This is a genomic window from Streptomyces sp. NRRL F-5122, assembly GCF_001507435.1.
Lineage (GTDB): Bacteria > Actinomycetota > Actinomycetes > Streptomycetales > Streptomycetaceae > Streptomyces > Streptomyces lannensis.
This window is the reverse complement of the sequence record NZ_LMWH01000254.1, coordinates 345,154-370,429: the sequence shown is the minus strand read 5'-3', so window position 1 is coordinate 370,429 and position 25,276 is coordinate 345,154. Positions and strand designations below refer to the sequence as shown.

Annotated in this window: 19 protein-coding genes and 2 tRNA genes; 17 read left to right on the top strand and 4 right to left on the bottom strand. The window is 69.7% G+C overall.

Annotated features, from left to right (window positions below; translation table 11 throughout):
* The 9 genes from ADL25_RS33455 to ADL25_RS33415 all read left to right on the top strand — a co-directional run.
* Positions 1-1,401: ADP-ribosyltransferase (locus tag ADL25_RS33455; protein ID WP_234381128.1), on the top strand; the 1,401-nt coding region annotated here is incomplete at its 5' end.
* Between the two features lie 41 nt (positions 1,402-1,442).
* Positions 1,443-1,847: a hypothetical protein gene (locus tag ADL25_RS33450; protein ID WP_059131661.1), complete on the top strand. Its 405-nt coding sequence runs from the start codon at positions 1,443-1,445 to the stop codon at positions 1,845-1,847.
* Complete coding sequence (locus ADL25_RS33445; protein ID WP_059131627.1) at positions 1,840-2,238, top strand: hypothetical protein; 399 nt, start codon at positions 1,840-1,842, stop codon at positions 2,236-2,238. Before ADL25_RS33450 ends, ADL25_RS33445 begins: the two co-directional genes overlap by 8 nt.
* 167 nt (positions 2,239-2,405) lie before the next feature.
* On the top strand, positions 2,406-2,882 hold the full coding sequence (locus ADL25_RS33440; protein ID WP_059131660.1) for an HD domain-containing protein: 477 nt from the start codon (positions 2,406-2,408) through the stop codon (positions 2,880-2,882).
* Positions 2,883-2,940: 58 nt separating this feature from the next.
* The gene (locus ADL25_RS33435; protein WP_059131626.1) at positions 2,941-3,258 is read left to right on the top strand and encodes a hypothetical protein; all 318 of its coding nucleotides are present in this window, start codon (positions 2,941-2,943) and stop codon (positions 3,256-3,258) included.
* Between the two features lie 127 nt (positions 3,259-3,385).
* A complete protein-coding gene (gene eccD / locus ADL25_RS33430; protein ID WP_059131625.1) occupies positions 3,386-4,741 on the top strand; it encodes a type VII secretion integral membrane protein EccD in 1,356 nt (451 codons plus the stop codon).
* A 49-nt stretch (positions 4,742-4,790) separates the two neighbouring features.
* The gene (locus ADL25_RS33425; protein WP_059131624.1) at positions 4,791-5,933 is read left to right on the top strand and encodes a MinD/ParA family ATP-binding protein; all 1,143 of its coding nucleotides are present in this window, start codon (positions 4,791-4,793) and stop codon (positions 5,931-5,933) included.
* A 22-nt stretch (positions 5,934-5,955) separates the two neighbouring features.
* Positions 5,956-9,933 carry a type VII secretion protein EccCa gene (gene eccCa, locus ADL25_RS33420; RefSeq protein ID WP_059131623.1) on the top strand — a complete coding sequence of 1,326 codons (3,978 nt, stop codon included), beginning with the start codon at positions 5,956-5,958 and terminating at the stop codon, positions 9,931-9,933.
* 82 nt (positions 9,934-10,015) lie between these two features.
* Positions 10,016-11,437 (top strand): DUF6177 family protein, encoded by a 1,422-nt coding sequence (locus tag ADL25_RS33415; protein WP_059131622.1) that lies wholly within the window; start codon positions 10,016-10,018, stop codon positions 11,435-11,437.
* A gap of 129 nt (positions 11,438-11,566) precedes the next feature.
* Here the strand turns inward: ADL25_RS33415 and ADL25_RS33410 are convergent, their stop codons facing one another.
* Positions 11,567-12,736 (bottom strand): acyltransferase family protein, encoded by a 1,170-nt coding sequence (locus ADL25_RS33410; protein ID WP_059131621.1) that lies wholly within the window; start codon positions 12,734-12,736, stop codon positions 11,567-11,569.
* A 512-nt stretch (positions 12,737-13,248) separates the two neighbouring features.
* Here ADL25_RS33410 and ADL25_RS33405 point away from each other — a divergent pair.
* On the top strand, positions 13,249-13,443 hold the full coding sequence (locus tag ADL25_RS33405; RefSeq protein WP_059131620.1) for a hypothetical protein: 195 nt from the start codon (positions 13,249-13,251) through the stop codon (positions 13,441-13,443).
* A 189-nt stretch (positions 13,444-13,632) separates the two neighbouring features.
* Here ADL25_RS33405 and ADL25_RS33400 read toward each other — a convergent pair whose 3' ends face one another.
* Positions 13,633-14,232: a DinB family protein gene (locus ADL25_RS33400; RefSeq protein WP_059131619.1), complete on the bottom strand. Its 600-nt coding sequence runs from the start codon at positions 14,230-14,232 to the stop codon at positions 13,633-13,635.
* Between the two features lie 333 nt (positions 14,233-14,565).
* Between ADL25_RS33400 and ADL25_RS33395 the strand changes: the two genes are divergently transcribed.
* Positions 14,566-15,660 (top strand): hypothetical protein, encoded by a 1,095-nt coding sequence (locus tag ADL25_RS33395; RefSeq protein ID WP_059131618.1) that lies wholly within the window; start codon positions 14,566-14,568, stop codon positions 15,658-15,660.
* A 360-nt stretch (positions 15,661-16,020) separates the two neighbouring features.
* On the opposite strand, the gene ADL25_RS33390 is transcribed toward ADL25_RS33395, so the two are convergent.
* Positions 16,021-16,091, bottom strand: a tRNA-Gly gene (locus ADL25_RS33390).
* Between the two features lie 153 nt (positions 16,092-16,244).
* On the opposite strand from ADL25_RS33390, the gene ADL25_RS33385 reads away from it, so the two are divergent.
* The 5 genes from ADL25_RS33385 (at position 16,245) to clpX (ending at position 21,323) form a co-directional block, all read left to right on the top strand.
* Positions 16,245-16,321 (top strand) — tRNA-Pro (locus ADL25_RS33385).
* 212 nt (positions 16,322-16,533) lie between these two features.
* The gene (tig, locus tag ADL25_RS33380) at positions 16,534-17,916 is read left to right on the top strand and encodes a trigger factor (RefSeq protein WP_059131617.1); all 1,383 of its coding nucleotides are present in this window, start codon (positions 16,534-16,536) and stop codon (positions 17,914-17,916) included.
* A gap of 475 nt (positions 17,917-18,391) precedes the next feature.
* Positions 18,392-19,003, top strand: a complete 612-nt coding sequence (locus ADL25_RS33375; protein WP_059131659.1) for an ATP-dependent Clp protease proteolytic subunit — start codon at positions 18,392-18,394, stop codon at positions 19,001-19,003.
* Between the two features lie 159 nt (positions 19,004-19,162).
* A complete protein-coding gene (locus ADL25_RS33370; protein ID WP_059131616.1) occupies positions 19,163-19,843 on the top strand; it encodes an ATP-dependent Clp protease proteolytic subunit in 681 nt (226 codons plus the stop codon).
* Positions 19,844-20,036: 193 nt separating this feature from the next.
* Positions 20,037-21,323: an ATP-dependent Clp protease ATP-binding subunit ClpX gene (gene clpX, locus ADL25_RS33365; RefSeq protein ID WP_059131615.1), complete on the top strand. Its 1,287-nt coding sequence runs from the start codon at positions 20,037-20,039 to the stop codon at positions 21,321-21,323.
* A gap of 72 nt (positions 21,324-21,395) precedes the next feature.
* On the opposite strand, the gene ADL25_RS33360 is transcribed toward clpX, so the two are convergent.
* On the bottom strand, positions 21,396-22,370 hold the full coding sequence (locus ADL25_RS33360) for a hypothetical protein (protein ID WP_059131658.1): 975 nt from the start codon (positions 22,368-22,370) through the stop codon (positions 21,396-21,398).
* Positions 22,371-22,510: 140 nt separating this feature from the next.
* Between ADL25_RS33360 and ADL25_RS33355 the strand changes: the two genes are divergently transcribed.
* Entirely contained in the window at positions 22,511-25,135 is a 2,625-nt protein-coding gene (locus ADL25_RS33355; RefSeq protein WP_059131614.1) for a valine--tRNA ligase, read from the top strand.
* Positions 25,136-25,276 lie beyond the last annotated feature (141 nt).

The following is a 25,276-nucleotide window of genomic DNA, read 5'->3' as shown; positions in this document are numbered from 1 at the left end:
TACATCGCCAAGGGTGCGGGTGCGGGTCTGTCGAAGATCGGGGACATCAGCAAGGCGCTGAAGGGCGTCGGCAACATCGAGATCCCCAAACTCCCCGACGGTTCCGTGCACCTGCCGGACGGCCGCCTGCTGGACACCGACGGCAATCTCATCGGGCACGACGGAACCATCGACACGACCCCGGCACCTCACGAGGTGGTACCGGGCCTCCCGGCCGACTGGACCATCCAGGAACCGGCACTGTCCGGGGTACGGGCGGGGGACGGCGTCCCAGACGGCATCCACGGCCACGCGCCGAGCGGCACCTTCGACGGACCACCGACGACGTACGACCACGCGCCGGCGCCGGCGGCGGCGCCGGCGACGTTCGACCACACCTCGACCGCGACGCCGCACGGGCATGCGCCGGCGACATTCGAGCACACGCCGACCGCGACGCCGCACGACGCCCCGGTCAGCACGCCCCACCCGGGCTCGGGCCACGACCTCCCCCACGGCTCCGGCCACGACACGCCAAGCGGCCACGGAGACGACGGAGCTCACGGCTCGGGGCACGACCACCACGACGGTGCGGCGCACGACCACCATGACGGCTCCGGGCACGACGGTGCGGGGCACGACGGCGACCAAACGGATCTGGGACACGACGGTGTGGACGCAGCCGCGCATCACGGCACCGACGCATCGGCCCCCCCTGGCCACCCGGGAACGGATCCGCTGAGTCACGCCGGGGGCGGGGAACCGTTCGAGTACAAGCCGTCCATGTCCGGGGACGACTTCGATAACCTGGCCACCGATGCGGAGAAGCATGCGGTAGCCACGGCGGAACTGGAGCACGGCACCAATCGGGCGCCGAGCGTCAGCGATAGGGCGGGGCAGGAGTACGGCGACACGTACTGGAATGACTTCCTGGATACCCTCGATCCGTCCGGCAAGGACGCACTGAACACCTACAGTGATCACTACTACACGCAGATCAATGGACACTTGCGGGGTGCCTACCCCGATGTGTCCCCGAGCATCTTGCACACCATTGATGAGATGGACCGTGTCATGGGAACGCGACCCGTGCCAGAGAACATCATGGTTGTTCGTGGCACCGGGATCGACCACCTCAACCTGAGGTCCCCGATGCAGATGGTGGGCAACACATACGGGGACCCTGCGTATACATCCACGGCGCTCGGTGAGACGGTGCCAGCACCCTTCCGGCACAAGCCAGTGGTCATGCACTTGCGCGTGCCGAAAGACACGCCCGCGCTTTGGATCGACCACATCTCCGCGAATCCCGGCGAACGGGAACTTCTCCTCGCCCGCGGTACGGACTACAAGGTGACGCGCGTATTCATGGATGAGGCGGGCAAGTGGCACGTCTACGGGGAGGTCCTACCGAAGCCGTAGCCTCGTTGCGGACCAGGTAGAGGTAAAGGAATGTGGACATCATGAGCAGCGAACAACCGATCAATCCGCGCTTCGACGACGACATCAGATTCGTCGAGAAGCCTGGCGGTCCGCCGCGCTACCAGGACTGGACCGACAAACCGGTGCGGTACTTCACGGTGGTCGACAAGCAGAGTGGCACGGTCCTCGGATATGTATGGGGCGGCGACGCGGACAATGCTGCCGCGTACGAACCGCAGCAAGCCGCCGGACCTCGGGGTGTGAACGAGGGCGGTTTCTGGATCCGCCGGCTGGGAAGCGCCAAGGAACGCGGTCTTCGGCCGTCCCAGGCTCTTGCCGAGTTGCTGGCGGACCCGGAACCGGGTGGCAAGGGTCGTCCCCTGCCTGGTTCGTTGACCGACGCCTCGAGCGCCGCCGTAGTCGATGCTCTCGCTAAAGGTGAGTAGAGAGCAGCGGGTCAACCCGCGCTTCGCAGAAGATCTGCCATTCAACGAGGTCAGCGGACCGCCGCGGTACAACCGGACCACCAGCGGGCCGGTCCAGTACGTGAGCATCACCAACGCGTCCGGCGTAGCCATCGGATACATCTGGGCCAACGACAAGGACGAAGCGGCCGGCTGGTTGACGCCGCCGGGGCTTCACCCTGATGACATCAATGCCGGCGCTCTGTGGCTGCGGAGGCTGCGGGACGCCAAGGCTCGGGACCTGGCGCCCACCGCTCTGCTTGCCGAGTTGCTGCAAGGTGACGGTGACGACGAGAGGAGCCATGTCGTGGCCGGCTCGCCGTCCGAGGTGGCCAGCCTTGAAGCGCTCAGGGTCCTGGTGGCCAAGAGCTGACCTCGCGTCATGGCTCGGTCTCGCCGTGCAAGCAACGGTGCCAAGCCGAAGGCGCTCCCGCGGGATTCCGTACACCAAGCGTGCACAACCGCACCCGGGGTGTACTCCCCGCTCGTCCATGCCTTATGTTTCAGGGGCAAAGTGAGGGGGAGCTTGCCATGCCGCTCATGCCGCACGAACCGCGGTCATCAGAGGCGTACATGAGCCTGGGCGAGGTTGAGGCCATCGCGTGCGCCGCGCACGCCGCGCAGCAGGACAAGGCGGGGCGGCCGTACGCGGAGCATCTGCGGGCCGTCGCCGAGGGCGTACGGGCCCGAGGGGGCGGTGACGAACTCGTCGCAGCCGCCTGGCTGCACGACTCTGTCGAGGACGGCGTCCTCGACGACGGGTGGCTGGAGGCGGCCGCGTTGCCGCAGGCGACCAAGGACGTGGTGAGGGCCATGACCAAGCGCCCCGGTGAAGAGCCGGAGGCGTACGCGCGGCGCATCCTCGCCACCCCGGGCGCCCGGCTGGTCAAGACGGCCGACCTCGCGCACAACGCCGACCCGCAGCGGCTCGCCGCCCTCGACGCCCCCACCGCCGAGCGGCTCACCCGCAAGTACAGCGCCATGCGGACGTACCTCGGCCTCGGTCCCGGCGACTGACGGCCCCTCAAGTGACCACACTCCACACAGGACGGCACGGAACGGCTCAGGACGACTGATGGCACGGGACTACGACAGCCAGTTGCTGGAGTCGGTGGCGGTACGCCGCCGCCGGATGCGTGACGCGCTGCTCTTCGGCGCCCAGCGCGGCCGGCGCACGGTGGACGAGCGGCTCGGCAAGCTCTTCGCGGGCATCGCGATCGCCGCCGTGCTGTGCGCCGGATGCGTCGGCTGGTCCTTCCTCCAGGCCACCCTGGCCAAACAGAAGGCCGAGCAGAAGAAGCAGGAACAGCAGCAGGAGCAGATGTACAACCCGTCCGGGGCGAGCGGGAGCCCGACGCCCGGCGGCACGAGCCAGGCCACGGAGAACAGGTGAGGGGGGCGCCCACAGTGGGCATGACCACGCCAGAGAACTCGGATGCCATGCCAGAGGGCTCGGACGCCACGGGCTCCCCTCATAGAAGCCCCGTTTCGGACAACATCACGATGGTAGGTTCCCGCAAGTGGTGAGCACAGCAGCGACTTCCCGGGCCCAGCTGAGCCGGGTCACCCTGGTCGGTGAGCGGCGGCGAGCCGACATCGTTCTGCCGTCGGACACCCCGATCGGCCAACTGCTGCCGGACATCCTGCAGTTGCTCGACGACCGGGCCGCCGCACGCCCCATGACCCGACAACTCGTCACCTCCGACGGCTCGGTGCTGCCGCACGACGCCACACTGTCCTCGGCCGAGGTCGCCGACGGCGCCGTGCTCCAGCTCGTACGCGCACACGCCGCACCGCCCGCGCCCGTCGTGCATGATGTGACGGACCAGGTCGCCGACGACCTCGACCTGCGTGCCTGGCGCTGGCGCCCGGCCGCCCGCAGGGTCAGCGCCGGTGTGGCCACGTTCGTCTTCGCGGTGGCCGCGGCCGTCCTGGCCCGGCGCGAGTTCGACCTCCACTCCCTGGCCGCGGGACTCGTGGTCGCCACGCTCGTCCTCCTCGCCGCCGGCGCCGTCGTCGCCAAGATCGGGGACGGCAACCAGGGCCTGGCCACCGCTCTGCTGCTCGCCTCCGGCGGACTGGGGCTGCTCACCGCCTGGACCGCCGCCGACGCCTACGACTGGCCCGGGACCGCCCGGCTGGCCGGTGTCGTCGCCTCGCTGGTGCTCACTCTCGTGCTGCTCGCGTTCCTCTCCCCGCTCGGCCGCGGAGGGCTCATCGGCGCGGGTGCGACGGCCGTCATCGCCGGCGTCTGGGAGGCCGTCGCCGCCGTGCAGGACCACCCGGCCAAGCTGGGCGCCGTGATGGCCGTGCTCTCGGTCGTGCTGCTGGGGCTGCTGCCCCGGTTCGCACTCATGGCCTCCGGGCTGACCGGGCTCGACGACCGCCGGTCGGGAGGCGTCTCGGTCAGCCGCCACCAGGTCGGCAACGCGCTGGCGGCCACCCACCGCGGACTCGCCCTCGCGACCATCGCCACCGCCGCGTCGGCCGCCGCCGGAGGCTGGCTGCTGACCACCGCACCCGAGCCGACCGCATGGACCGTGACCCTCGCGTCACTGGTCGCCGTCGTGCTGCTGTCCCGTGCCCGGGCCTTCCCACTGGTCGCCGAGGTGGTCGCGCTGTTCGCCGCGGCCGCGCTGCTCGTGCTGCGCCTGGTCGTGCTGTGGATGGACCACGCCACGGGCGCCGGGCCGCTGGCGGTGCTGTGCGCGGCGGCGGTGCTGCCGCTGCTGGTCCTCGCCGTGCAGCCGCCGGAGCACGTGCAGGTGCGACTGCGACGCATCGCCGATCTGATCGAGTCGATCGGCGTGATCGGACTGTTCCCGCTCGCCGTCGGCGTCTTCGGCATCTACGGGCAGCTGCTCAACAAGTTCTGACACACGGTGCGGCCGCTCCGGGGCGGGGCGGACAGGAGAGAAGGGTGACATGCCGAACGGCGAGAACTGGCAGAGCGACGTGCTGCGCGACCTGAGGGGAGCCTCCGGGCAGCCGGAGTCCCAGCCGCATCCGCAGGGCGCACCCGCGCAGGGCCAGGGTCACCCCCAGCAGCCCGCGCCCGCGCAATCGCAGGCCGGCCACCGGGGCGCCCCCGCGCCGCCCCAGCCGGTCCCCGCCCAGCGGCCCGCGGAACCCCGGCCGCAGGTCCGCACCCCGGATTCCCGCCCGGTGATGGACAAGCAGCTCGCCGGCGCCGGCCTCAAGCCGCGCCATGGCGAGCCCCTCACCGCCCGCGCCCTGCGTGCCGCGCGGCGCACCGTCTCCTCCTCCGCCGCGAGTGAGGTCGCCGGGGCCACTGCCACCGCCGAGGTGCTCCAGCAGGCCGTGACCACCGGCCGTCAGATCGCCGTCACCTCCATCCGGGGCGGAGCCGGGAAGACGACCGTCGCCGCGCTGCTCGGCACCACGTACGCGCACTACCGCCACGATCCGACGCTCATCGTCGAGGCCGACCCGGCCCTCGGCACGCTGCCGCTGCGACTCGGCGCCGAGACGCTCCGCTGGACCACCGGCGATGTCGCGAGCATCGTGGAGCCGCAGATGTCACTGTTCGACGTCACCGGATATCTCGTCCAACTCCCCGACAACGCATGGCTGTTGCCCGGCAGTCAGGGGCAGATCGGGGCGATGCTGGACACCAAGGCGTACGAGCGGGTCATGGTGTCCCTGCGCCGCTACTTCGGTGTCACGGTCGTCGACTGCGAGACCCTGCCCGCGGAGGTCGCCCGCGTCGCGCTGTCCGCCTCCCAGGCCCGCGTGCTCACGGCGCCCGCCACGCTGGAGGGCGTCTCGAGCACGTACGCCGTACTGGAGTGGATGCGCGGTCTGCCCCGGCACGTCATCGAGGGGACCGTCGTCACGCTGAGCGAGATGGTTCCGCACGCCGGACTCGACGTCGACAAGGCCGCCGGGACGCTGAAGGCCACCGGCGCCAGGGTCCACGTACTGCCCTACGACCGGCATCTGGCGGCCGGCGGCACGATCCGCACCGAACTCCTCGCGCACGACACCCGCCGGGCGGCCACGCGCCTGGCCGCGGAGGTCTTCCAGCTCTCCCAGAAGCGCCGCTGAAAACAGGGGGAGGAACAGGCAGATGAGCACCAGACTGATCCACCGCCCGGCCCGCACCACCCGGCCGTCGGCGGCCCCGGAACCACGCACCATCGAGGCGCCGCCCAACCTGCCCGAGGGGAAGGCGGGTTCGATCGCGACCTCGCTGCTTCCCGTCGCCGGCGTCATGTCGTCCGTCGTGATGATGACCGTCGTGCGCAACAGCCAGTTCGCGGGGCTCGGCGCGATCATCCTTGTGGTGACCATCGCCGGATCCATGGCCCTCGTGTTCTCCCAGCGCGGCAAGGCCCAGCGCACCCGCCGCACCCAACGCGAGGCGTACCTGGCCTACTTGGAGGACCTGCGCGAGGAGCTGTCCAAGGAGGAGCGGCAGCGGCGCGAGAGGGCCCAGGTGCTCAACCCGCCGCCGGACGCGCTGTACGACATAGTCCGCGACCCGGCCCGGCTGTGGGAGCGGCGGCGCATGGACGGCGACTTCCTGCGGGTGCGTGTCGGCACCGGGGAGATGCCCGTACGGGATCTGAAGGTCGGTCAGCAGAGCTCCTCCGTGCTCACCCCGCCCGACCAGTTCATGCTGAACGAGGCGTCCGCGCTCACGGCCCGGTTCGGCACCGGCACCGAACTCCCGCTCACCGTCCCGCTGGACCGCGTCGGCAACATCAGCGTCATCGGCGCCCGTGAGGACACCCTGCGCGTGGCCCGAGCCCTGATGGTCCAGGCGGCCGCCACACACGCCCCCGACGACGCCGCCATGGCCCTCGCCGTGCCCGGTGACCGGCTGGAGGAGTGGGAGTGGGCGAAGTGGCTGCCGCACCTGCTCGACTCCGAGCAGTTCGACGGCCCCGTGGCCGCCCGCCGCATCGCCCCCTCGCTGCCCCAACTGGCCCGCCAGATCGGGCCGGAGCTGCGCCGCCGCGCCTCCTTCGCCGCCGAGCTGCGCCGCGGTCTGTCCGGCAAGGACGCGCTCGCCATGACCTCCCGGCTGCTGGTCGTCACCGACGGGCACGGCGAGGACGCCGTCGACCTGCCCCGCCCCGACGACGCGGTGGGCCTGCGGGACATGGGCGTCACCGTGCTGCACCTGCTCGACCAGCGGATCCAGGAGCCCGGCCAGGTCGGGGTCAGGATCACCGTGGAGGGCGCCCGGATCGACATCGAGGACCTGCGCGAGGCGGAGCCGATCAGTGCGCACGGCACGGTCGACGAGGTCGGCATCCCGTTCGCGGAGGGCCTGTCCCGGATGCTCGCCCCCATGCGGCTGTCCGCCGAGTCCATGGTCGACGCCCCGCTCACCGGGCCGGTCGACTTCGCGGAGCTGCTCGGCATCGAGGACGTGGCCCGGCTGGACCTCGACCGGCTGTGGGCACCGCGCGGCGAACGGGCGTTCCTGCGCGTGCCCATCGGCATCAGCGACAGCCGTGAACCGGTCCTGCTCGACCTGAAGGAGTCCTCCGAACTGGGCATGGGCCCGCACGGCCTGTGTGTGGGCGCCACCGGTTCCGGCAAGTCCGAGCTGCTGCGCACCCTTGTGCTCGCGCTGGTCGCCACACACCCGCCGGAGGATCTCTCCCTGGTCCTCGTCGACTACAAGGGCGGTGCCACCTTCGCCCCCTTCGCCGACCTCCCGCACGTGGCCGGCGTGATCACCAACCTGGAGAACCAGGCGGGCCTGGTGGAGCGCGTGCACGCCTCGCTCGCGGGTGAGGTCAAGCGCCGCCAGCAGGTCCTCAAGGATGCGGGCAACGTCGCCGACATCGGCCACTACGCCGCACTGCGCGCCGAGAAGCGCCCGGATCTGGAGCCGCTGCCGCACCTGTTCGTGGTGATCGACGAGTTCGGTGAACTCCTCACCGCCAAGCCGGACTTCATCGACCTGTTCCTGTCCATCGGCCGGATCGGCCGCTCCATCGGAGTCCACCTGCTGCTGTCCAGCCAGCGCATCGAGGGCGGCAAGCTCAAGGGTCTGGACACCTATCTGTCGTACCGGCTGGGTCTGCGCACCTTCTCCGCCGACGAGTCCCGCACCGTCCTGGACACCACGGACGCCTTCCATCTGCCGCCGCTGCCCGGCTTCGGCTACCTCAAGGTGGACACCAGCCACTACGAGCGGTTCAAGGCGAGCTATGTCTCCGGCGCCTACCGCGGGCCCGTGCAGCGCGAGGAGGAGGACACCGGTCCGCTGGCCCTGGAGTACGAGGCGTACAACACGCTGGGCCGGCAGGAGAGTTCGGGCCCGGAGGAGCCGCAGATGCGGCGCCGCGAGACCGGCCCGACCGAGATGGGCGTCATGGTCCAGCAGATCGAGAACGCGGGCGCCGGGTCCGTACGCCAGATCTGGCTGCCCCCGCTGCCCGACGCCGTGGCCCTCGACAAGGTCGCCGGGCCCGTGGAGGTCGGGACGCGCGGAATGCAGCTCAACAAGCGGCGCGGCCCGCTCCGGGTGCCGATGGGCATCCTCGACGATCCCACCAAGCAGTGGCAGGGCCAGTGGTACCTGGACCTCACGGTCGCGGGTGGTCACGCGGCGGTCATCGGCGGTCCGCAGTCCGGCAAGACGACGCTCATGCGCACTCTCGCGCTGTCCCTTGCGCTGACCCATACCCCGCAGGAGGTCGGCGTCTACGGCCTCGACCTGGTCGGTGGCGGCCTTCAGGCCCTCGCCGGGCTCCCGCACGTGGGCGGCGTCGCGGGCCGCGCCGACCGCGAGCGCGCCGCGCGCACCATCGACTCCGTGCGCGGCATGCTCGACCAGCGCGAGGAACTCTTCCGCATCCACAACATCGACTCGCTGGAGCAGCTGCGCGACCTGCGCGCGGCGGGCCGTCTGCCGGAGCTGGCCTCCACCGAGATCGTGCTGCTCATCGATGGCTTCGGTGCCCTGCGGGACGACTTCGAGGAGCTGGACGACGCGGTCGTCGACATCCTCAAGCGCGGCGGCGGTTACGGCATCCACGTGGTCGCCGGGATGCTGCGCTGGAACGACGTGCGCATCGCCACCCAGTCCCAGTTCGGCACCCGTGTGGAGCTGCGCCTGAACGACGCCAGCGAGTCCAGCGTCGACCGCAAGCTGGCCGAGACCCTCGCGCCGGAGGAGAAGGGCCGCGTCCTCACCGACGGAAAGCTCTTCGCCCAGGTCGCGCTGCCGCGCACCGACGGCGCCGCCGACACCGCCGACCTCGGCGCGGTCCTGGAACGCACGGCCCGTTCGATCCGCGCCACCTGGAGCGGTGAGGTGGCCCAGCCCGTCCGCGTGCTGCCGCACATGCTGGAACCGCGGCTGCTTCCGGGCCCCGTGGCCGAGCCCCGGCGGGTGCCGATCGGCCTGGACCAGAACCGGCTCGCGCCCGTCATGCTCGATCTGTTCCAGCATGACCAGCACCTTCTGATCATGGGTGACAGCGAGTGCGGCAAGACCAATCTGCTCAAGGTCGTCGCGAACGGTCTCATCGAGCGCTACAGCGACGAGGAACTGGTCTTCGGCATCATGGACCCGCGACGCGGGCTGCGTGGTGCGATTCCCGAGGAGTACCGCGGCGGCTACGCGTACAACTCCAAGCTGGCCGGCGCCCTGTCGGCCGGTATCGCGGGCGAGCTGGAGAAGCGGCTGCCCGACGAGAGCGCGGACGGGGAGGACCTGGAGCCGGGCAGCTGGGGTCCGGGTCCGCGGATCGTGATCCTCGTCGACGACTACGACGTCCTCACCACGGCGGGCCAGCAGCCGCTCGCCCCCTTCCTGCCCTACATCCCCTCCGCGGTGGACATCGGCCTCCACTTCGTTCTCACCCGCCGCGTCGCGGGAGCGTCCCGCGGTCTGTACGAGCCGCTGCTGCAGGGCCTGCGCGAGTCCGGGGCCTCGGCGCTGGTGATGGCGGGCGACCGCAGCGAGGGCCAGCTCTTCCCCGGCGTGTACGCCACTCAGCAGCCCTCGGGCCGTGGGGTGCTGGTGCGGCGGGGGGAGCCGAACCGGCTGATCCAGACCGTGCACGCGGGGGACAGGTGAACCGGACGAGTCCCATGAGGCGTCCACGATCGCGCACCCGTACGACATCCGAACCGACCATCGTGAAGGAACGGCCGACCTCATGACCAAGGACGTCATCGCCCTGACCCGGAAGATGCCCGACCCGCTGAGCGTGATCGCGGGTCTGCTCTCCGGCGGCCCGGACACGCTGGTCGGCGTCGAGGGCGACGGTGCCGTCGTGCAGCTGTGCGACGAGCAGGGGCGCCCGCTGGTCTCCGTGGAGGCGCCGCTGCTCGTCCAGGTCAGGGGCGAGGCGCAACGCCTGCTCGGCGCGAGCGAGCCGGAGGTGCCGTACTGGTGGACCGAGGCCCGCGCCACCACCGGGGTCGAGGCGGCCGAGCGGCTGGCGGGCACCTTCGCGGCCCGTCTGGCGTCGCTGGTCGGGGGCACCGCCTGGCCGCCGCAGGCCGCGACGTCCCTCGCCGTGGTCAATACCGAGGGGCTCAGCGCGGTACCGACTCCCGCCGCCGCGCAGCCCGCGGTGGACGTGCTCACCGACAAGGTCGCGGTCCTGATCCAGGACCGCCCGGTCGTCGCGATGACGGCCTGGCTCTCGGACGCCCTGAGGGCCGCGGCCGACGCCGAACTGGGCCTGCAGATCGTCACGCCCGCGGGCGCCCGCCTCTCGCCGGCCGTCCGCAACAGCCTTCCGGGTTGGCCCTCGCGCTGGGTCGTGCAGGACGAGAAGGACGGCTACTACGACGGTCTGTCCGGAGCCGTACTGGAGTGGAACAACGGCCTGTTCGCGACGGTGGAGTCCCCGGACGCCACCCCTCAGGACCCGCGCACACCGGTCGCGGACGCGTACAGGAAGGACGCCGAGGACACGGGCGAGCGGCAGTTGGCGCTCTCCTTCCGGGCCGTCCACCCCGCCGACGACCGCCTGGTGCTCGGCGGTGCGCTGGAATCCGTGTGGCGCGAGATCACCGGCGAGCCGCCGGCGGGCTGGGGCACCGAGGAACCGGCCAACCTTCCTTGGTCGCTGCGGCAGCTGACGGACGTGGCCCACGAGCGGTCACCGGCCCCCACCTGGCTGGTCGTGGTCGGCACCCCGGAACGTCCCGGGCTCGCGACGGTGCGGATCACCCGTACGAAGGCCGGGGTCGAGGAGGACGTCACGCTGGCGTTCGGCTACGGGCCGGCGGAGGAGGTGCCGACGGACGCGGTACGCAGGGCGGCCGAGGTGCTCGCCACCCGGCACGATCTCCAGTCGATGCTGGTCCAGATCCGCAAGGCCCGCCGTGACCTGTCCGTCCCGCCGCACTTCGAGGGGCCGGGCGTCCCGTTCGCCTTCGTCCTGGGTGCGGAGGAGGTGCGGACGATGCCGGGCGACCGCGCCCGCCGCACGCCCCTTGCCGAGGCCCCGGTCCCGCTGGGGCCGAGGACCCGCCCCGCGCTCTACTACCCGCTCCCGGGGGATCCGGGGGATCTGTCCGGCTGGACGGACTTCGAGCGGCTGATGCGTCACCTCAAGGGTGCGTGACGGCAAAAGCCCCGGGGTCCCTCGCACGGGACACCGGGGCTCTGACGCCGTGGTGCTCCACCGGGTGCGCGGGGCCGACAACCGGCCCCGCGCTGCCACGGCGAGCGTGAGGCACGCTCGGCCCGCGCCTCAGGCCTTGGCCCGCTCGCGTGCGAGCGTCGCCGCGTCCCGCTTGAACGCCCACGTCATCTCGGGCTCCATCACGAAGCGGAAGACCTTGCGCACCGGCGGCGAGCACAGCGCCGTCACCAGGACACCCGCAGCGAGCGTCACGGACACCTCACCGAGCGGCCGGTGCAACCATGCGTGGTCGTACCAGCCCCGGTAGTCCGCGGCCTTCACGAAGAAGCCGTGCAGCAGATATCCGTACAGCGTGCCCGCGCCCAGTGTGGTGAACCACATCGTCCGGCCCGGGACCCAGGCGAAGAATCCGGCCGTGAGCAGCAGGGAGCAGCCCAGCAGGGCGAGCACCATCACCGGCCCGCACCACCAGGGCATCCCCAGTTCCTGTGCGCTGTCGCGGTGGTAGAACCAGGTCGCGTTCATCCGCGGCACGGCCCACCACGCCACGGCGAGCCCGGCGACGAGCACCGGCACCGACACAAGGCGTGCCGTGCGGCCCCGCAGTGCTTCGAAGTGCTCCGGCTTCAGCGACAGACCGATGACGAAGAACGGCAGGAACTGCAGCACGCGCTGGAGGTCGAGGTCGTCACCGATGTCGGGCGACACGGAGGCGAGCATGGCGATCAGGATCGCCAGCGGGACGGGCCACCGGACGAGCCTCCAGATCGGTGTCGTCAGCCGCCAGATGAACAGCGCGATGAGGAACCACGTCAGGTACCAGGGGTCGAGCAGACTGATCGCCAGGTCGGGGTCGCCGCCGACGGCACGCTTGAAGAGGACGTAACCCGTCTCGAACACGACGTACGGCACGACGACACCGGTCAGCAGACGCCTCAGCCGGTCGGGGCGCATGTCGAAATTACGGGAGAAGTAGCCGGAGATCAGGATGAATGCCGGCATATGGAAGGCGTAGACGAACATGTACGCCGCTTCGAGGGTGCGGTGGCCGCTCTTCAGGGGCTCCCAGGAGTGGCCCATCGCCACCAGCACGATCGCCAGGTACTTGGCGTTGTCGAAGAAGGCGTCACGCTGCTTCGCCGGCGGCTCGTCGGGCTGGGGCGCGCGCTGTCTCGGTACGACCTGCGCCGCCGACTGCGCCTGGGCGGTCGGTGCACCCGGCTGTGGTGCCGAGGACGGGCCTGTTGCTCTTGCGGAGGACGAGGCAGCGTGGAACATCTGAGGCACCCTAGCGTTGTCCGTGGGATTCCGTAAAACCCTCGATGTAAATCCTTCTTTCGCCTGCGCGTACCCCGGATTCACGAAAGTCGGCGTGGCCGTGGCGTGTTCTTGCACACATCGGCTGCCGTGTCGATTTACCTACCGCATGAGGTCGTTGTGTCCGTATTCATCACGACTAAAAGGTGCATAACACTCGCGGGCGACTCTGGCGAAATGTCCGAACCGGCGGGACGGTCAACAGTTTTCGAATTACCTGCGAACATGATGTGTGCACACTGAAACGATCACTGTCGAATACCTGTCGATCGCCTTTGAAAAACCGTGCGGGGGTGCCCTGTTCGCATGCGCCCGTCCGTGCGGTCCCGGCGGCGGATGCGTCCGAGGTGGCCGACGATGACTCACGGGCCGCATACGGGGGGCTCGTTGGTGGCACGATGGTTCCAGCGGGGGTGTGCAGGGGTAGGCGCCTCCGGGCCGGGGTAGCGGACGGACCGAGGGTGTGATCAGTTGTGGCCATTTCACTGTCAGTGGTGCTGCTGTTGGCGATCATCCTGGTGGTGTTGATCCGAGGAGGCTCGATCAAGGCGGGCCCGGCGATCGTGGCCATCCTCTTCGGCTTCTTCCTCGCCTCGACCGGCATGGCTCCGTCCATAAACCGGTTCCTCAACTCCATAGCGGACACCATCAACTCGATCAATTTCTGACCGGGTGGGAGGGGCGGCGGTGCCCTCGCGGGGCGGTGCCTGCGGGCGGCGCGCCGGTCCCTGCGGGCGCGCCGCCCCGCCGGGCGGACGTACGGCATCGGCGACGGCCGGCCACCTCGCCGCAGGCTCCGCCGAGTTGGCCGGTACTCCGGCACGGGGACCCATGAAGTGGGGACGCCGAGGGCGAGTTCAGGCGTTGCCGGCTTCCTGCGCCACCCGCTCCAGTCGGCTTCGGTGGTCCTGCCACCATGCCGGATCACCGGTGGGCATGTTGTCCGTGCCCTTCGACCAGCCGACGGAACCGTCGACGAGTTCGCGCACGATGTCGGCGTGACCGGCATGCCGATGGGTGTCGGCGATCACGCGGACGACGATGTGGTGCAGGGTCACCTCGCGCCGCTCGGCGGGCCACCATGGGACGTGTCCGATCGCGTCCAGCGGCAGCGACCTGATCGTGCTGTCCGAGTGCTCCCAGGCCTTTCGGTACAGCCCCGCGATCTGTTCGCGCGATTCGTCCGCGGTGGCCCACATGTCCGCGTTGGGTTCGGCGTCCTCCGTGTACCACCAGGGCGGAGGCTCCTTGTCGAAATACGGACGTCCGAACGTGTCCCCGAGGTACCCCAGCTCCACCCCGGCGACGTGTTTGACCAGTCCCAGCAAGTTGGTCCCGGTCGGTGTGAGAGGCCGGCGGACGTCGTACTCGCAGAGCCCGTCCAGCTTCCACAGCAGGGCCTCGCGGGCGTCCTGCAGGTAGCGGAGGAGGTCCGCTTTCGGGTTCGGTTCGACCATGCCGCGCAGTCTTCCAGCCGGCACCGACAGCGGGTCCCCTCTACGCCCCGCCGGCCGGCCCGTCGTTCCCGTTGTTCTCCGCTGCGTCCCCTCGGAACGGGCGAGCAGCGGGCACGCGAGACCTCTCGCAGAGGTCAAGTCCGAGCGGCCGCACCAGAGTTGGTTCACACTTCCTTTACATTGTTCTGGATCACAGACAAAACTGGTGTGCCGCACGGCCACCGGCTCACCGGATCCCTACCTGCACGTTTCCCGGAAGTCATCGGTCTGTGCGTACCCAGCCTCGTGAGTCGGTGCCCCCACCCCGCTCCACCTCCTCGGTGAAGGACGCCCATGCGACGCTCCACCCTGATCACCCGCGCCCTCGGCACCATTGGCCTGGCCTGCGCCGCCACGGCCCTGGCCCTGGTCTTCGTACGCTACGACGCCCCCGCCCCGCGTGGGGACATACTGTCGGCGCTCGGTGCGGCCGGTGTCGCCGCCGGAGCATGGGCGCTCGCCTGCCGCGCGGCGCCGCCGCTCGGCGCGGCGTCCTTCGCCGCGAGGCAGCCGTCCCCGGTGCCGCCGCTGCCGCATCGGCTCCCGCTGCCCGCCCGCGACGTCGGCCGTGCGACGGGGGCCGTCCTCCTCATCCTGACCCCGTTCGTGCTCACCCGGCTGGCCGCCGGTTCGGGCGGGGTGCTCGCCGGAGCGCTGATCATCTTTGTCTTCGTGGTGACGGTGAAAGCACTCCTCTTTGCACGCCGCCGGGCGAGCCGGGCCGAAGTGCGCAGAAAGTTGCACGTACTGTCCGAGGACGCCCGCCGGGGCGAGCTCCACGCCGTACGCGTCCGGGTCGGGGAACCGGTCCGGATGCGTTACCTCAAGCGCGGTGACAAGCCCGGTGAGTTGGACATCACGCAGTTCCACTGGCTCGTCCTCCGGGACGGCGGTCGTGAGATCAGGCTGGGCGGCTCTCACGAGGAGGTGGGCCGGGCGGCCCTGCGCCTCGGCGGCCAGGAAGGCTGGCTCTGCTGGCCGGAGCGGTGGAAGCTGATCGACGAGGACCTGCCCGCGGCATTCGTCGCCGACAGCGGCGAGGTGATCATGGGCCTGGCCGACCCGGAGGAGGCGCGCCCGTACCTGAACGGCATCGCCCGCCCGCCCTTTTCCGACCGTGCCGTCCGGCGTCTGCCGCGCACCGCCAAATTCTCCGCACCTGTTCACGCCCGGATACTCGGCGGGGCTCTGCTCGCCGCACTGCTCACCGCCCCCGTCCTCTGCTTCGGCCCCGACAACCTGCCCTGGGTGCTCGATTGGCTCCTGTGCGCCCTGGCTGCGGCCTCGGTCGTCGTATTCCCGTTGCGTGGGGTCGGAGAGGCGACGCAAGCTCTCTCGGACGGTCTGTCCTGGACGGTGCGCGAGGAGAAGGACCCGTCGATCGCGTGACGCGGACGGATGATCGGCGCCAGGCCCGGTCCATGGGGGAGCCGACGCATCGCAGAGGGCGCTCGTCCGTGCGTTCGCGCCGATCCATCGGCAGCTCGTCAACGGTCGTGACCACGAGATCGCCGGTTTCAGAAGATCAAGGCCCGGACATCCGGACTCTCGCCGATCCACCTGGGCAGGGGCCATTGCGGCAGGGCTGGTGGGCGCGGACCGTTCCGAACCGCGCCGCTGTCGAACAGGCGCGCAAGCAAGATCAGAATCCGAACGGGCGCGGAACGGGCACGTAAGACCGGGCGAAGGCCGGAAACGCATCAGGGCCAGGCGGAGGATCGACCCTCTGACCTGGCCCTGAGCCGAAAGAGCGGGCGACGGGAATCGAACCCGCGTAGCTAGTTTGGAAGACTAGGGCTCTACCATTGAGCTACGCCCGCAACAACAGGCGCCGCAGGTCAGTGACCGCGGCACTGCAGGCATCGTAGCGGGTCGCCGGCCCCGTAGGCCAACGCGTCGGTCCGCTCGCGCGCCCGTGAACAAACGGGCCGACGCATCCGGCCAGGGCATGTACCCTACGTGTCGCACCAGCACGGGGTGTGGCGCAGCTTGGTAGCGCGTCCGCTTTGGGAGCGGAAGGCCGTGGGTTCAAATCCCGCCACCCCGACCACGCGCCGGCGCCGCCCGGCGCAGGATTGCTTGATCCCCTTTTGGGGCGCTGACCGGCTGCGGTTACTATGCAAGCTGCGCGCCCGTGTGTCTGCACTGCCATGTCTCTCAGGCAGGGGCCCGCTCCTTCCGTCGAAGGCTCGCCCGTCCCGGGCGGAGCAGCTCGGCAGAACCCGCAGAACCCCCAGAAGTCAGCCACAAGGAGACCGAACCGTGAAGAGCGCCGTGGAGACCCTGAACCCGACCCGGGTTCGGCTCACTGTCGAGGTGCCCTTCGAGGAGCTCAAGGACAGCCTCGACGCGGCGTACAAGAAGATCAACCAGCAGGTCACGGTGAAGGGCTTCCGGAAGGGCAAGATCCCGGCCCGGGTCATCGACCAGCGGTTCGGTCGTGGCGCCGTGCTCGAGGAGGCCGTCAACGACGCGCTTCCGAAGTTCTACACCGAGGCGGTCAACGAGGCCGAGCTGAACCCGCTGGGCCAGCCGGAGGTCGACATCAAGGAGCTGAAGGACAACGAGGTCCTGTCCTTCACCGCCGAGGTCGACGTCCGCCCGACCATCGAGATCCCGGACTACTCCGGCATCGAGGTCGAGGTCGACGCCGTCGAGGTGACGGAAGAGGACATCGACAAGTCGGTCGAGCAGCTGCGTGACCGCTTCGCCTCGACGACCCCGGTCGAGCGTGCCGCCGAGGACGGCGACGTCGTCACGATCGACCTGGAGGCCAAGGTCGACGGAGAGGTCCTCGAGGACGGCGTCGCCCAGGGCGTGTCGTACACCATCGGCTCCGGTGAGCTGCTGGACGGCGTCGACGACGCCGTGAAGGGCCTGTCGGCCGGCGAGGAGGCCACCTTCGCCTCCGAGCTCAAGGGCGGCTCGGCGGCGGGCAAGGAGGCCGAGGTGACGGTCAAGGTCACCCAGGTCGCCGCCCGCGAACTGCCCGAGCTGGACGACGAGTTCGCGCAGCTGGCGTCCGAGTTCGACACGCTGGACGAACTCAGGGCGGACAGCCGTAAGCGCCTCGAGAACATGAAGCAGTACGACCAGGCCACGCAGGCCCAGGAGCGCGTCCTGGACAAGCTGCTCGAGCTGGTCGAGGTCCCGGTCCCCGAGAAGCTGCTCGAGGACGAGATCAACACCCGTAAGCACAACGTCGAGCACCACCAGCTCGCCCAGATGGGTCTGACCCTCGACAAGTACCTGGAGATCCAGGGCAAGACCGCCGAGGAGTACGAGACCGAGACGCGCGAGGCCGCGGTCAAGGGCATCAAGACCCAGTTCGTCCTCGACGAGCTGGTCAACAAGGAGAAGCTGAACGTCAACCAGGAGGAGCTCACCGAGCACCTCATGCGGCGCGCCGCCTCCTCCGGCATGTCCCCCGACCAGTTCGCCCAGGCGGTCGTCGAGGGCGGCCAGGTCCCGATGCTGGTCGGCGAGGTCGCTCGCGGCAAGGCCCTGGCGGTGGTGGTCGAGTCCGCCACGGTCAAGGACACCAACGGCGAGCTGGTCGACCTCGACGACGAGGACGAGGACGCCGCGTCCGAGGCCGCGGAGGGCTCCGCCGAGGCCGCTGCCGAGGACAAGCCCGAGGCCTGACCTCTGCACGGTCGACAGCCGTGACGACGGGTCCCGCGATGCGCGTGTGCGCTCCGGGGCCCGTCGCCGTATGCGTACGGCCGACGACCGTCCGGAGCCGGCCGTTTGCCCGGGCAGGGCCGGGCGCCGCGGCGTCGCGGGCCCCGTGCGCCGGGCCGGGCCACCACCGATCAGCCCGCATCAACGCGACCTTCGGAGCACCCGCGGCGACAATGGATCCGGAGCCCGGGACGGAGCCCGGAAGGGCGCCCAGGACGCCGGGTCCCGCATCGCCAACGGCCATGCGCTGACAGCGAACACCCGCTGAACCGGGATGGCACCCGCCTGCCTGCGCGTTAGGGTCCATGAATACGAGGGCAGGGGAGTCCCCGAAGCCGCCCCGGCGAGGGGCGCACGGGGTCCCAGGCCCCCGGCAGAACACGTGAGACGGCTCCGCGCCGTCGTAAGACGAGCAGGTGGATACGTGACGAATCTGATGCCTTCCGCCGCCGGCGAGCCTTCCATCGGTGGCGGCCTCGGCGACCAGGTCTACAGCCGGCTGCTCAACGAGCGGATCATCTTCCTCGGCCAGCCGGTGGACGACGACATCGCCAACCGGATCACCGCACAGCTGCTGCTCCTTGCCGCCGACCCGGACAAGGACATCTACCTCTACATCAACAGCCCCGGTGGCTCCATCACCGCCGGCATGGCGATCTACGACACCATGCAGTACATCAAGAACGACGTGGTGACGATCGCCATGGGCATGGCGGCCTCGATGGGGCAGTTCCTGCTCAGCGCAGGCACCCGGGGCAAGCGGTTCGCTCTGCCCAATGCCGAGATCCTGATCCACCAGCCCTCGGCCGGCCTCGCCGGCTCCGCGTCCGACATCAAGATCCACGCCGAGCGGCTGCTGCACACCAAGAAGCGCATGGCTGAGCTCACCTCTTTCCACACCGGCCAATCGGTCGAGCAGATCACCCGTGACTCGGACCGCGACCGCTGGTTCGACGCCGAGGAGGCCAAGGTCTACGGCCTGATCGACGAGGTCATCACCACCGCTGCCGGCATGCCGGGCGGCGGAGGCACCGGGGCGGGCTCGTAAGGGCTCACCGGGCCGCGCAGGACCGGCAGGGCACCCCGCAGTGCCTCCCGGACCGCCGTGCCGCCCGGTCCGCCCCGTATGGGCCGCAGCGGGCCGAGTCCAGGCCCCGGCGCCCCTCCAGCCCCCCAGCCACCGCCTCAGCCCTTTTCAGGAGACACCGTGAACGACTTCCCCGGCAGCGGCCTCTACGACCGCGCGCGTGCCGAGTACACCGCCCCCGTGGCCGAGTCCCGCTACGTCATCCCGCGCTTCGTGGAGCGCACCTCGCAGGGCATCCGCGAGTACGACCCGTACGCGAAGCTCTTCGAGGAGCGCGTGATCTTCCTCGGCGTCCAGATCGACGACGCCTCCGCCAACGACGTCATGGCGCAGCTGCTGTGCCTGGAGTCGATGGACCCCGACCGTGACATCTCGGTCTACATCAACAGCCCCGGCGGCTCCTTCACCGCGCTCACGGCCATCTACGACACGATGCAGTTCGTCAAGCCGGACATCCAGACGGTCTGCATGGGCCAGGCCGCCTCCGCAGCCGCGGTCCTGCTGGCGGCGGGCACTCCGGGCAAGCGCATGGCGCTCCCGAACGCCCGTGTGCTGATCCACCAGCCGTACAGTGAGACGGGCCGCGGTCAGGTCTCCGACCTGGAGATCGCCGCCAACGAAATCCTCCGGATGCGTGCGCAGCTGGAGGAGATGCTGGCCAAGCACTCGACCACGCCGATCGAGAAGATTCGTGAGGACATCGAGCGCGACAAGATCCTGACGGCCGAGGACGCCCTGTCGTACGGCCTGATCGACCAGATCATCTCCACCCGGAAGATGAACAACAGTTCTGTCCGCTGACGCGAATCGGCTCGATATCGTCATCGGATCTGTATCGTCTGCCGCCCCTTGGCCCGGTTTGACACGCTGCACGTCAAAGTGAACCGTGCCAAGGGGGGCCCGAACGGGGGGCCCGGCAAGGTACCGTCGGACATAAGGCAGCACCAGGAGCCGCTGGATCCAAGGCGTCTCCCAGGCGAAGGGGAAGCACACCGTGGCACGCATCGGTGACGGCGGCGATCTGCTCAAGTGCTCGTTCTGTGGCAAGAGCCAGAAGCAGGTCAAGAAGCTCATCGCAGGCCCCGGTGTGTACATCTGCGACGAGTGCATCGATCTCTGCAACGAGATCATCGAGGAAGAGCTCGCGGAGACGAGCGAGGTGCGCTGGGAGGAACTCCCCAAGCCCCGCGAGATCTACGAGTTCCTCGAGGGGTACGTGGTCGGCCAGGAGGCGGCCAAGAAGGCCCTCTCCGTCGCGGTGTACAACCACTACAAGCGGGTCCAGGCCGGTGAGAACGGCGGCGCCCAAGGCCGTGACGACGCCATCGAGTTGGCGAAGTCGAACATCCTGCTGCTGGGCCCCACGGGCTCGGGCAAGACACTTCTCGCCCAGACGCTGGCCCGCATGCTGAACGTCCCCTTCGCCATCGCCGACGCGACGGCGCTGACGGAGGCGGGCTATGTGGGCGAGGACGTCGAGAACATCCTGCTGAAGCTGATCCAGGCCGCGGACTACGACGTCAAGAAGGCCGAGACGGGCATCATCTACATCGACGAGATCGACAAGGTGGCCCGCAAGAGCGAGAACCCCTCCATCACGCGTGACGTGTCGGGCGAGGGCGTTCAGCAGGCACTGCTGAAGATCCTGGAGGGTACGACGGCGTCGGTGCCTCCCCAGGGCGGCCGCAAGCACCCGCACCAGGAGTTCATCCAGATCGACACGACGAACGTGCTGTTCATCGTGGGCGGTGCGTTCGCGGGTCTGGAGAAGATCATCGAGTCGCGGGCGGGCGCGAAGGGCATCGGCTTCGGTGCGACGATCCGTTCGAAGCGCGAACTGGAGTCGAAGGACCAGTTCGAGGACGTGATGCCCGAGGACCTGGTGAAGTTCGGCATGATCCCCGAGTTCATCGGCCGTCTCCCGGTCATCACCTCGGTCCACAACCTCGACCGCAAGGCCCTCCTGCAGATCCTGGTCGAGCCGCGCAACGCCCTGGTCAAGCAGTACCAGCGCCTCTTCGAACTCGACGGTGTGGAGCTGGACTTCGAGCGCGAGGCCCTGGAGGCCATCGCGGACCAGGCGATCCTGCGCCAGACGGGCGCCCGGGGCCTGCGCGCCATCATGGAGGAGGTCCTCCAGGCGGTCATGTACGAGGTCCCGTCCCGGAAGGACGTCGCCCGGGTCGTCATCACGGCGGATGTCGTCCTGTCGAACGTGAACCCGACGCTGATCCCCCGGGACGCGCGCGGGCGTGGGTCCGGAGAGCAGAAGTCGGCGTAACCGCCGTCAGCCGAACGAGTGAGGGGCCCCGGTCAATCGACCGGGGCCCCTTCACCTTTGGGATACAAGGCGTCAGGCCTTGACCCGCACATCGTTGCGGAGCTTGGCCGCGAGGTCGGCCGTCTCGTCGATCGATCCCGCGTTCCCGGCGGCCATGGCCGCGAAGCTGAACGCCGTGACGTCGGCGACGGTGCTGTGGTCACCCCAGATGCAGATGGGCATCTTCACGGACTTCGCGGCGCCGGCGCCCGTGCTCGCGGTGTCGTCGTTCGTGAACTCGGCCACCTGGCACTTCATGATGCCGTTGGAGAATCCGGACGGGTGGACCGTCTCCGGGCTGCCGATCAGCCGGCCCTCGTCGGACTTGTCCTTCTCGGACTCCGACTTGATCTTGGCGAACATGGCGTCCACCACGGCCTCGGGGTCGTCGATGGTGCCGTAGACACCGCCGAAGGTGAGGTTCTTGGCGGTCAGCCCGGTGCCGTTCTGGTAGCCGGCGCTGACGTCCTTCGCGTTCTTCACGCCCCACTTCTGGAAGTCCGACAGGTCGTCGTCGCTCATCGAGTCCGGCGAGTTGCTGCTGTCGGCCTTCTTGTACGTGCCGCCGATGACCGTCGCGGGCGCCGTCAGCTTGTGCGGGCCGTCGTCCGAGACCGAGCCGGAGCCGCCGCCCCCGCCGATCACGAAGTACGCGCCCACCGCGATAGCCGCCACGACCGCCACCGCGCCGATGATCAGGCCGGTCCTTTTCCTGCCGCCGTCGGGTGCCGGCGGCGGGGAGCCATAGGGCTGCTGTCCGTAGGGCTGCTGTCCGTAGGGCTGCTGGCCATAGGGCGCTGCGGGCTGCTGTCCGTAGGGGTTCGACTGGGGCGGGACGCCCTGGGGAGCCTGCTGCGGGTAGCCGTAGCCGGGAGAGGGCGGAGCCTGCTGGGGGTAGCCGTAGCCGGGCTGGGGTGCCTGCGGCGGCTGGCCGTAAGGACCCGGCTGGCCGTACGGCCCGGGCTGCTGGGGCTGCCCGCCGTACGGGCCCGGCTGGTTGTAGCTCATCTTCTGGGTTCCCCTCCAGAGACTCATGTGTGTCCCCGACATCCTGGCGCAATCGGACGAAGGGCGGGCCGCGGGGTGGCTCCACCGTTACGAAAGAATCGCGTTTCGGGACGGGCCGGTGACACCCCTAAACTGACCCCGTGACCGAGAACGCTCATCAGCAGCCCACAGCGCCCGACACCGAACTGCCGACCCAGTACGCGCCGGCCGATGTAGAGGGGGCGCTGTACGAGCGCTGGGTGGAGCGCGGTTACTTCGAGGCCGACGCCAAGAGCGAGAAGCCCCCGTACACCATCGTCATTCCGCCGCCGAACGTCACCGGCAGCCTCCACCTGGGCCATGCCTTCCAGCACACGCTCATGGACGCCCTCACCCGCCGCAAGCGGATGCAGGGCTTCGAGTCGCTGTGGCTGCCCGGCATGGACCACGCCGGCATCGCCACCCAGAACAAGGTCGAGCAGCAGCTCGCCGAGGAGGGCAAGTCCCGCCACGACCTGGGTCGTGAGGAGTTCGTCAAGCGCGTCTGGCAGTGGAAGGAGGAGTACGGCGGCAAGATCCTCGGCCAGATGCGCCGTCTCGGCGACGGAGTCGACTGGAGCCGCGAGCGGTTCACCATGGACGAGGGCCTGTCCAAGGCCGTCCTCACCATCTTCAAGAAGCTCTACGAAGACGAGCTGATCTACCGCGCCGAGCGCATCATCAACTGGTGCCCGCGGTGTCTGACGGCCATTTCGGACATCGAGGTCGAATACCAGGAGGACGACGGCGAGCTCGTCTCCATCAGGTACGGGGAGGGGGACGACTCGGTCGTCGTCGCCACCACCCGCGCCGAGACCATGCTCGGTGACACCGCCGTCGCCGTTCACCCCGACGACGAGCGCTACAAGCACCTGATCGGCAGGCGCATCAAGCTGCCCCTCACCGACCGCAGCATCCCGGTCGTCGCGGACCCCCATGTCGACCCCGAGTTCGGCACCGGTGCCGTCAAGGTCACCCCGGCGCACGACCCGAACGACTTTGCGATCGGTCAGCGCCACGGTCTCGAGTCGATCACCGTCATGGACGAGCGCGCGATCATCACCGCCCACGGTCCATTCCAGGGGCTCGACCGCTTCGAGGCGCGCAGCGCCATCGTCGCCGCGCTGCGCTCGCAGGGCCGGATCGTCGCCGAGAAGCGCCCCTACGTCCACTCCGTCGGCCACTGCTCGCGCTGCAAGACCACCATCGAGCCGCGCCTGTCCATGCAGTGGTGGGTCAAGGTCGGCCCGCTCGCCAAGGCCGCGGGCGACGCGGTCCGCGACGGCCGGGTCAGGATCCACCCCGAGGACATGTCGAAGCGCTACTTCGACTGGGTCGACAACATGAACGACTGGTGCATCTCGCGCCAGCTGTGGTGGGGCCACCGGATCCCGATCTGGTACGGCCCGGACGGCGAGGTCGTCTGCGTCGGCCCCGACGAGGAGCCGCCGACCGGTGAGGGCTGGCACCAGGACACGGACGTCCTGGACACCTGGTTCTCCTCCGGCCTGTGGCCGTTCTCCACGCTCGGCTGGCCCGAACGGACCGAGGACCTGCGGAAGTTCTATCCGACCGACGTCCTGCTCACGGGCCACGACATCATCTTCTTCTGGGTCGCCCGGATGATGATGTTCGGTCTGTACGCCATGGACGGCGAGGTCCCCTTCAAGACCATCGCCCTGACCGGCCTGGTCCGTGACGAGCGCGGCAAGAAGATGTCGAAGTCGTTCGGCAACGTCGTCGACCCGCTCGACTGGATGGACAAGTACGGCTCCGACGCACTGCGTTTCACGCTCGCCCGCGGCGCCAACCCGGGCACGGACGTCCCGATCGGCGAGGACTGGGTCCAGGCGTCCAGGAACTTCGCCAACAAGATCTGGAACGCGACGCGCTTCGCGCTCATGAACGGCGCCACGGTCGAGGGCCCGCTGCCGGAGGCGTCGAAGCTGTCCGCGACCGACCGCTGGATCCTCTCCCGTCTGAACGAGACGGTCGCGCAGGTCGACGCGCTCTACGAGGACTTCCAGTTCGCCAAGCTCAGCGAGGCGCTGTACCACTTCGCGTGGGACGAGGTCTTCGACTGGTACGTCGAGTTGTCCAAGACGACGTTCCAGGCCGGCGGCGAGGCGGCCGAGGCGAGCAAGCGGGTCCTCGGCGAGGTCCTGGACGTCACTCTCCGGCTGCTCCACCCGATCGTCCCCTTCGTCACGGAGACGCTGTGGACCACCCTCACGGGCGGTGAGTCCGTCGTCGTCGCGGACTGGCCGCGCGACAGCGGCTTCCGCGACGCGGCAGCAGAGCGGGAGATCGCGACCCTCCAGTCGGTCATCACCGAGGTCCGCCGCTTCCGAGCCGACCAGGGCCTGCAGCCCGGCCAGCGTGTCCCGGCCAGTCTGACCCTGGACGGCACGGCGCTCGCGGCCCACGAGGCGGCCATCCGCCAGCTGCTGCGTCTGCAGCCCGAGGGCGAGGGGTTCACGGCGACGGCGACCCTGCCGGTCGCGGGCGCCACGGTCGCCCTCGACCTGTCCGGCACGATCGACGTGGCGGCCGAGCGCAAGCGTCTGGCGAAGGACCTCGCCGCCGCCGAGAAGGAGAAGGCCCAGGCCACCGCCAAGCTCGGCAACGAGGCGTTCCTGGCGAAGGCGCCGGACAACGTCGTGGAGAAGATCCGCACACGGCTCGCCAAGGCCGACGAGGACATCGCGCGGATCCAGGCCCAGCTGGAGCGCCTGCCCCAGGCGTAAGGCCCGGCGCGGCGCAGTGCGCCGCACACGGTCCACACGTGACGCCCGGCCGGGACCTCCCGGCCGGGCGTCACGCGCACTCGGCTGCCGGGCGTGTGCGGTGACAGGGAGGATCCACCCGAACGGTCGGGCACCGAGGGC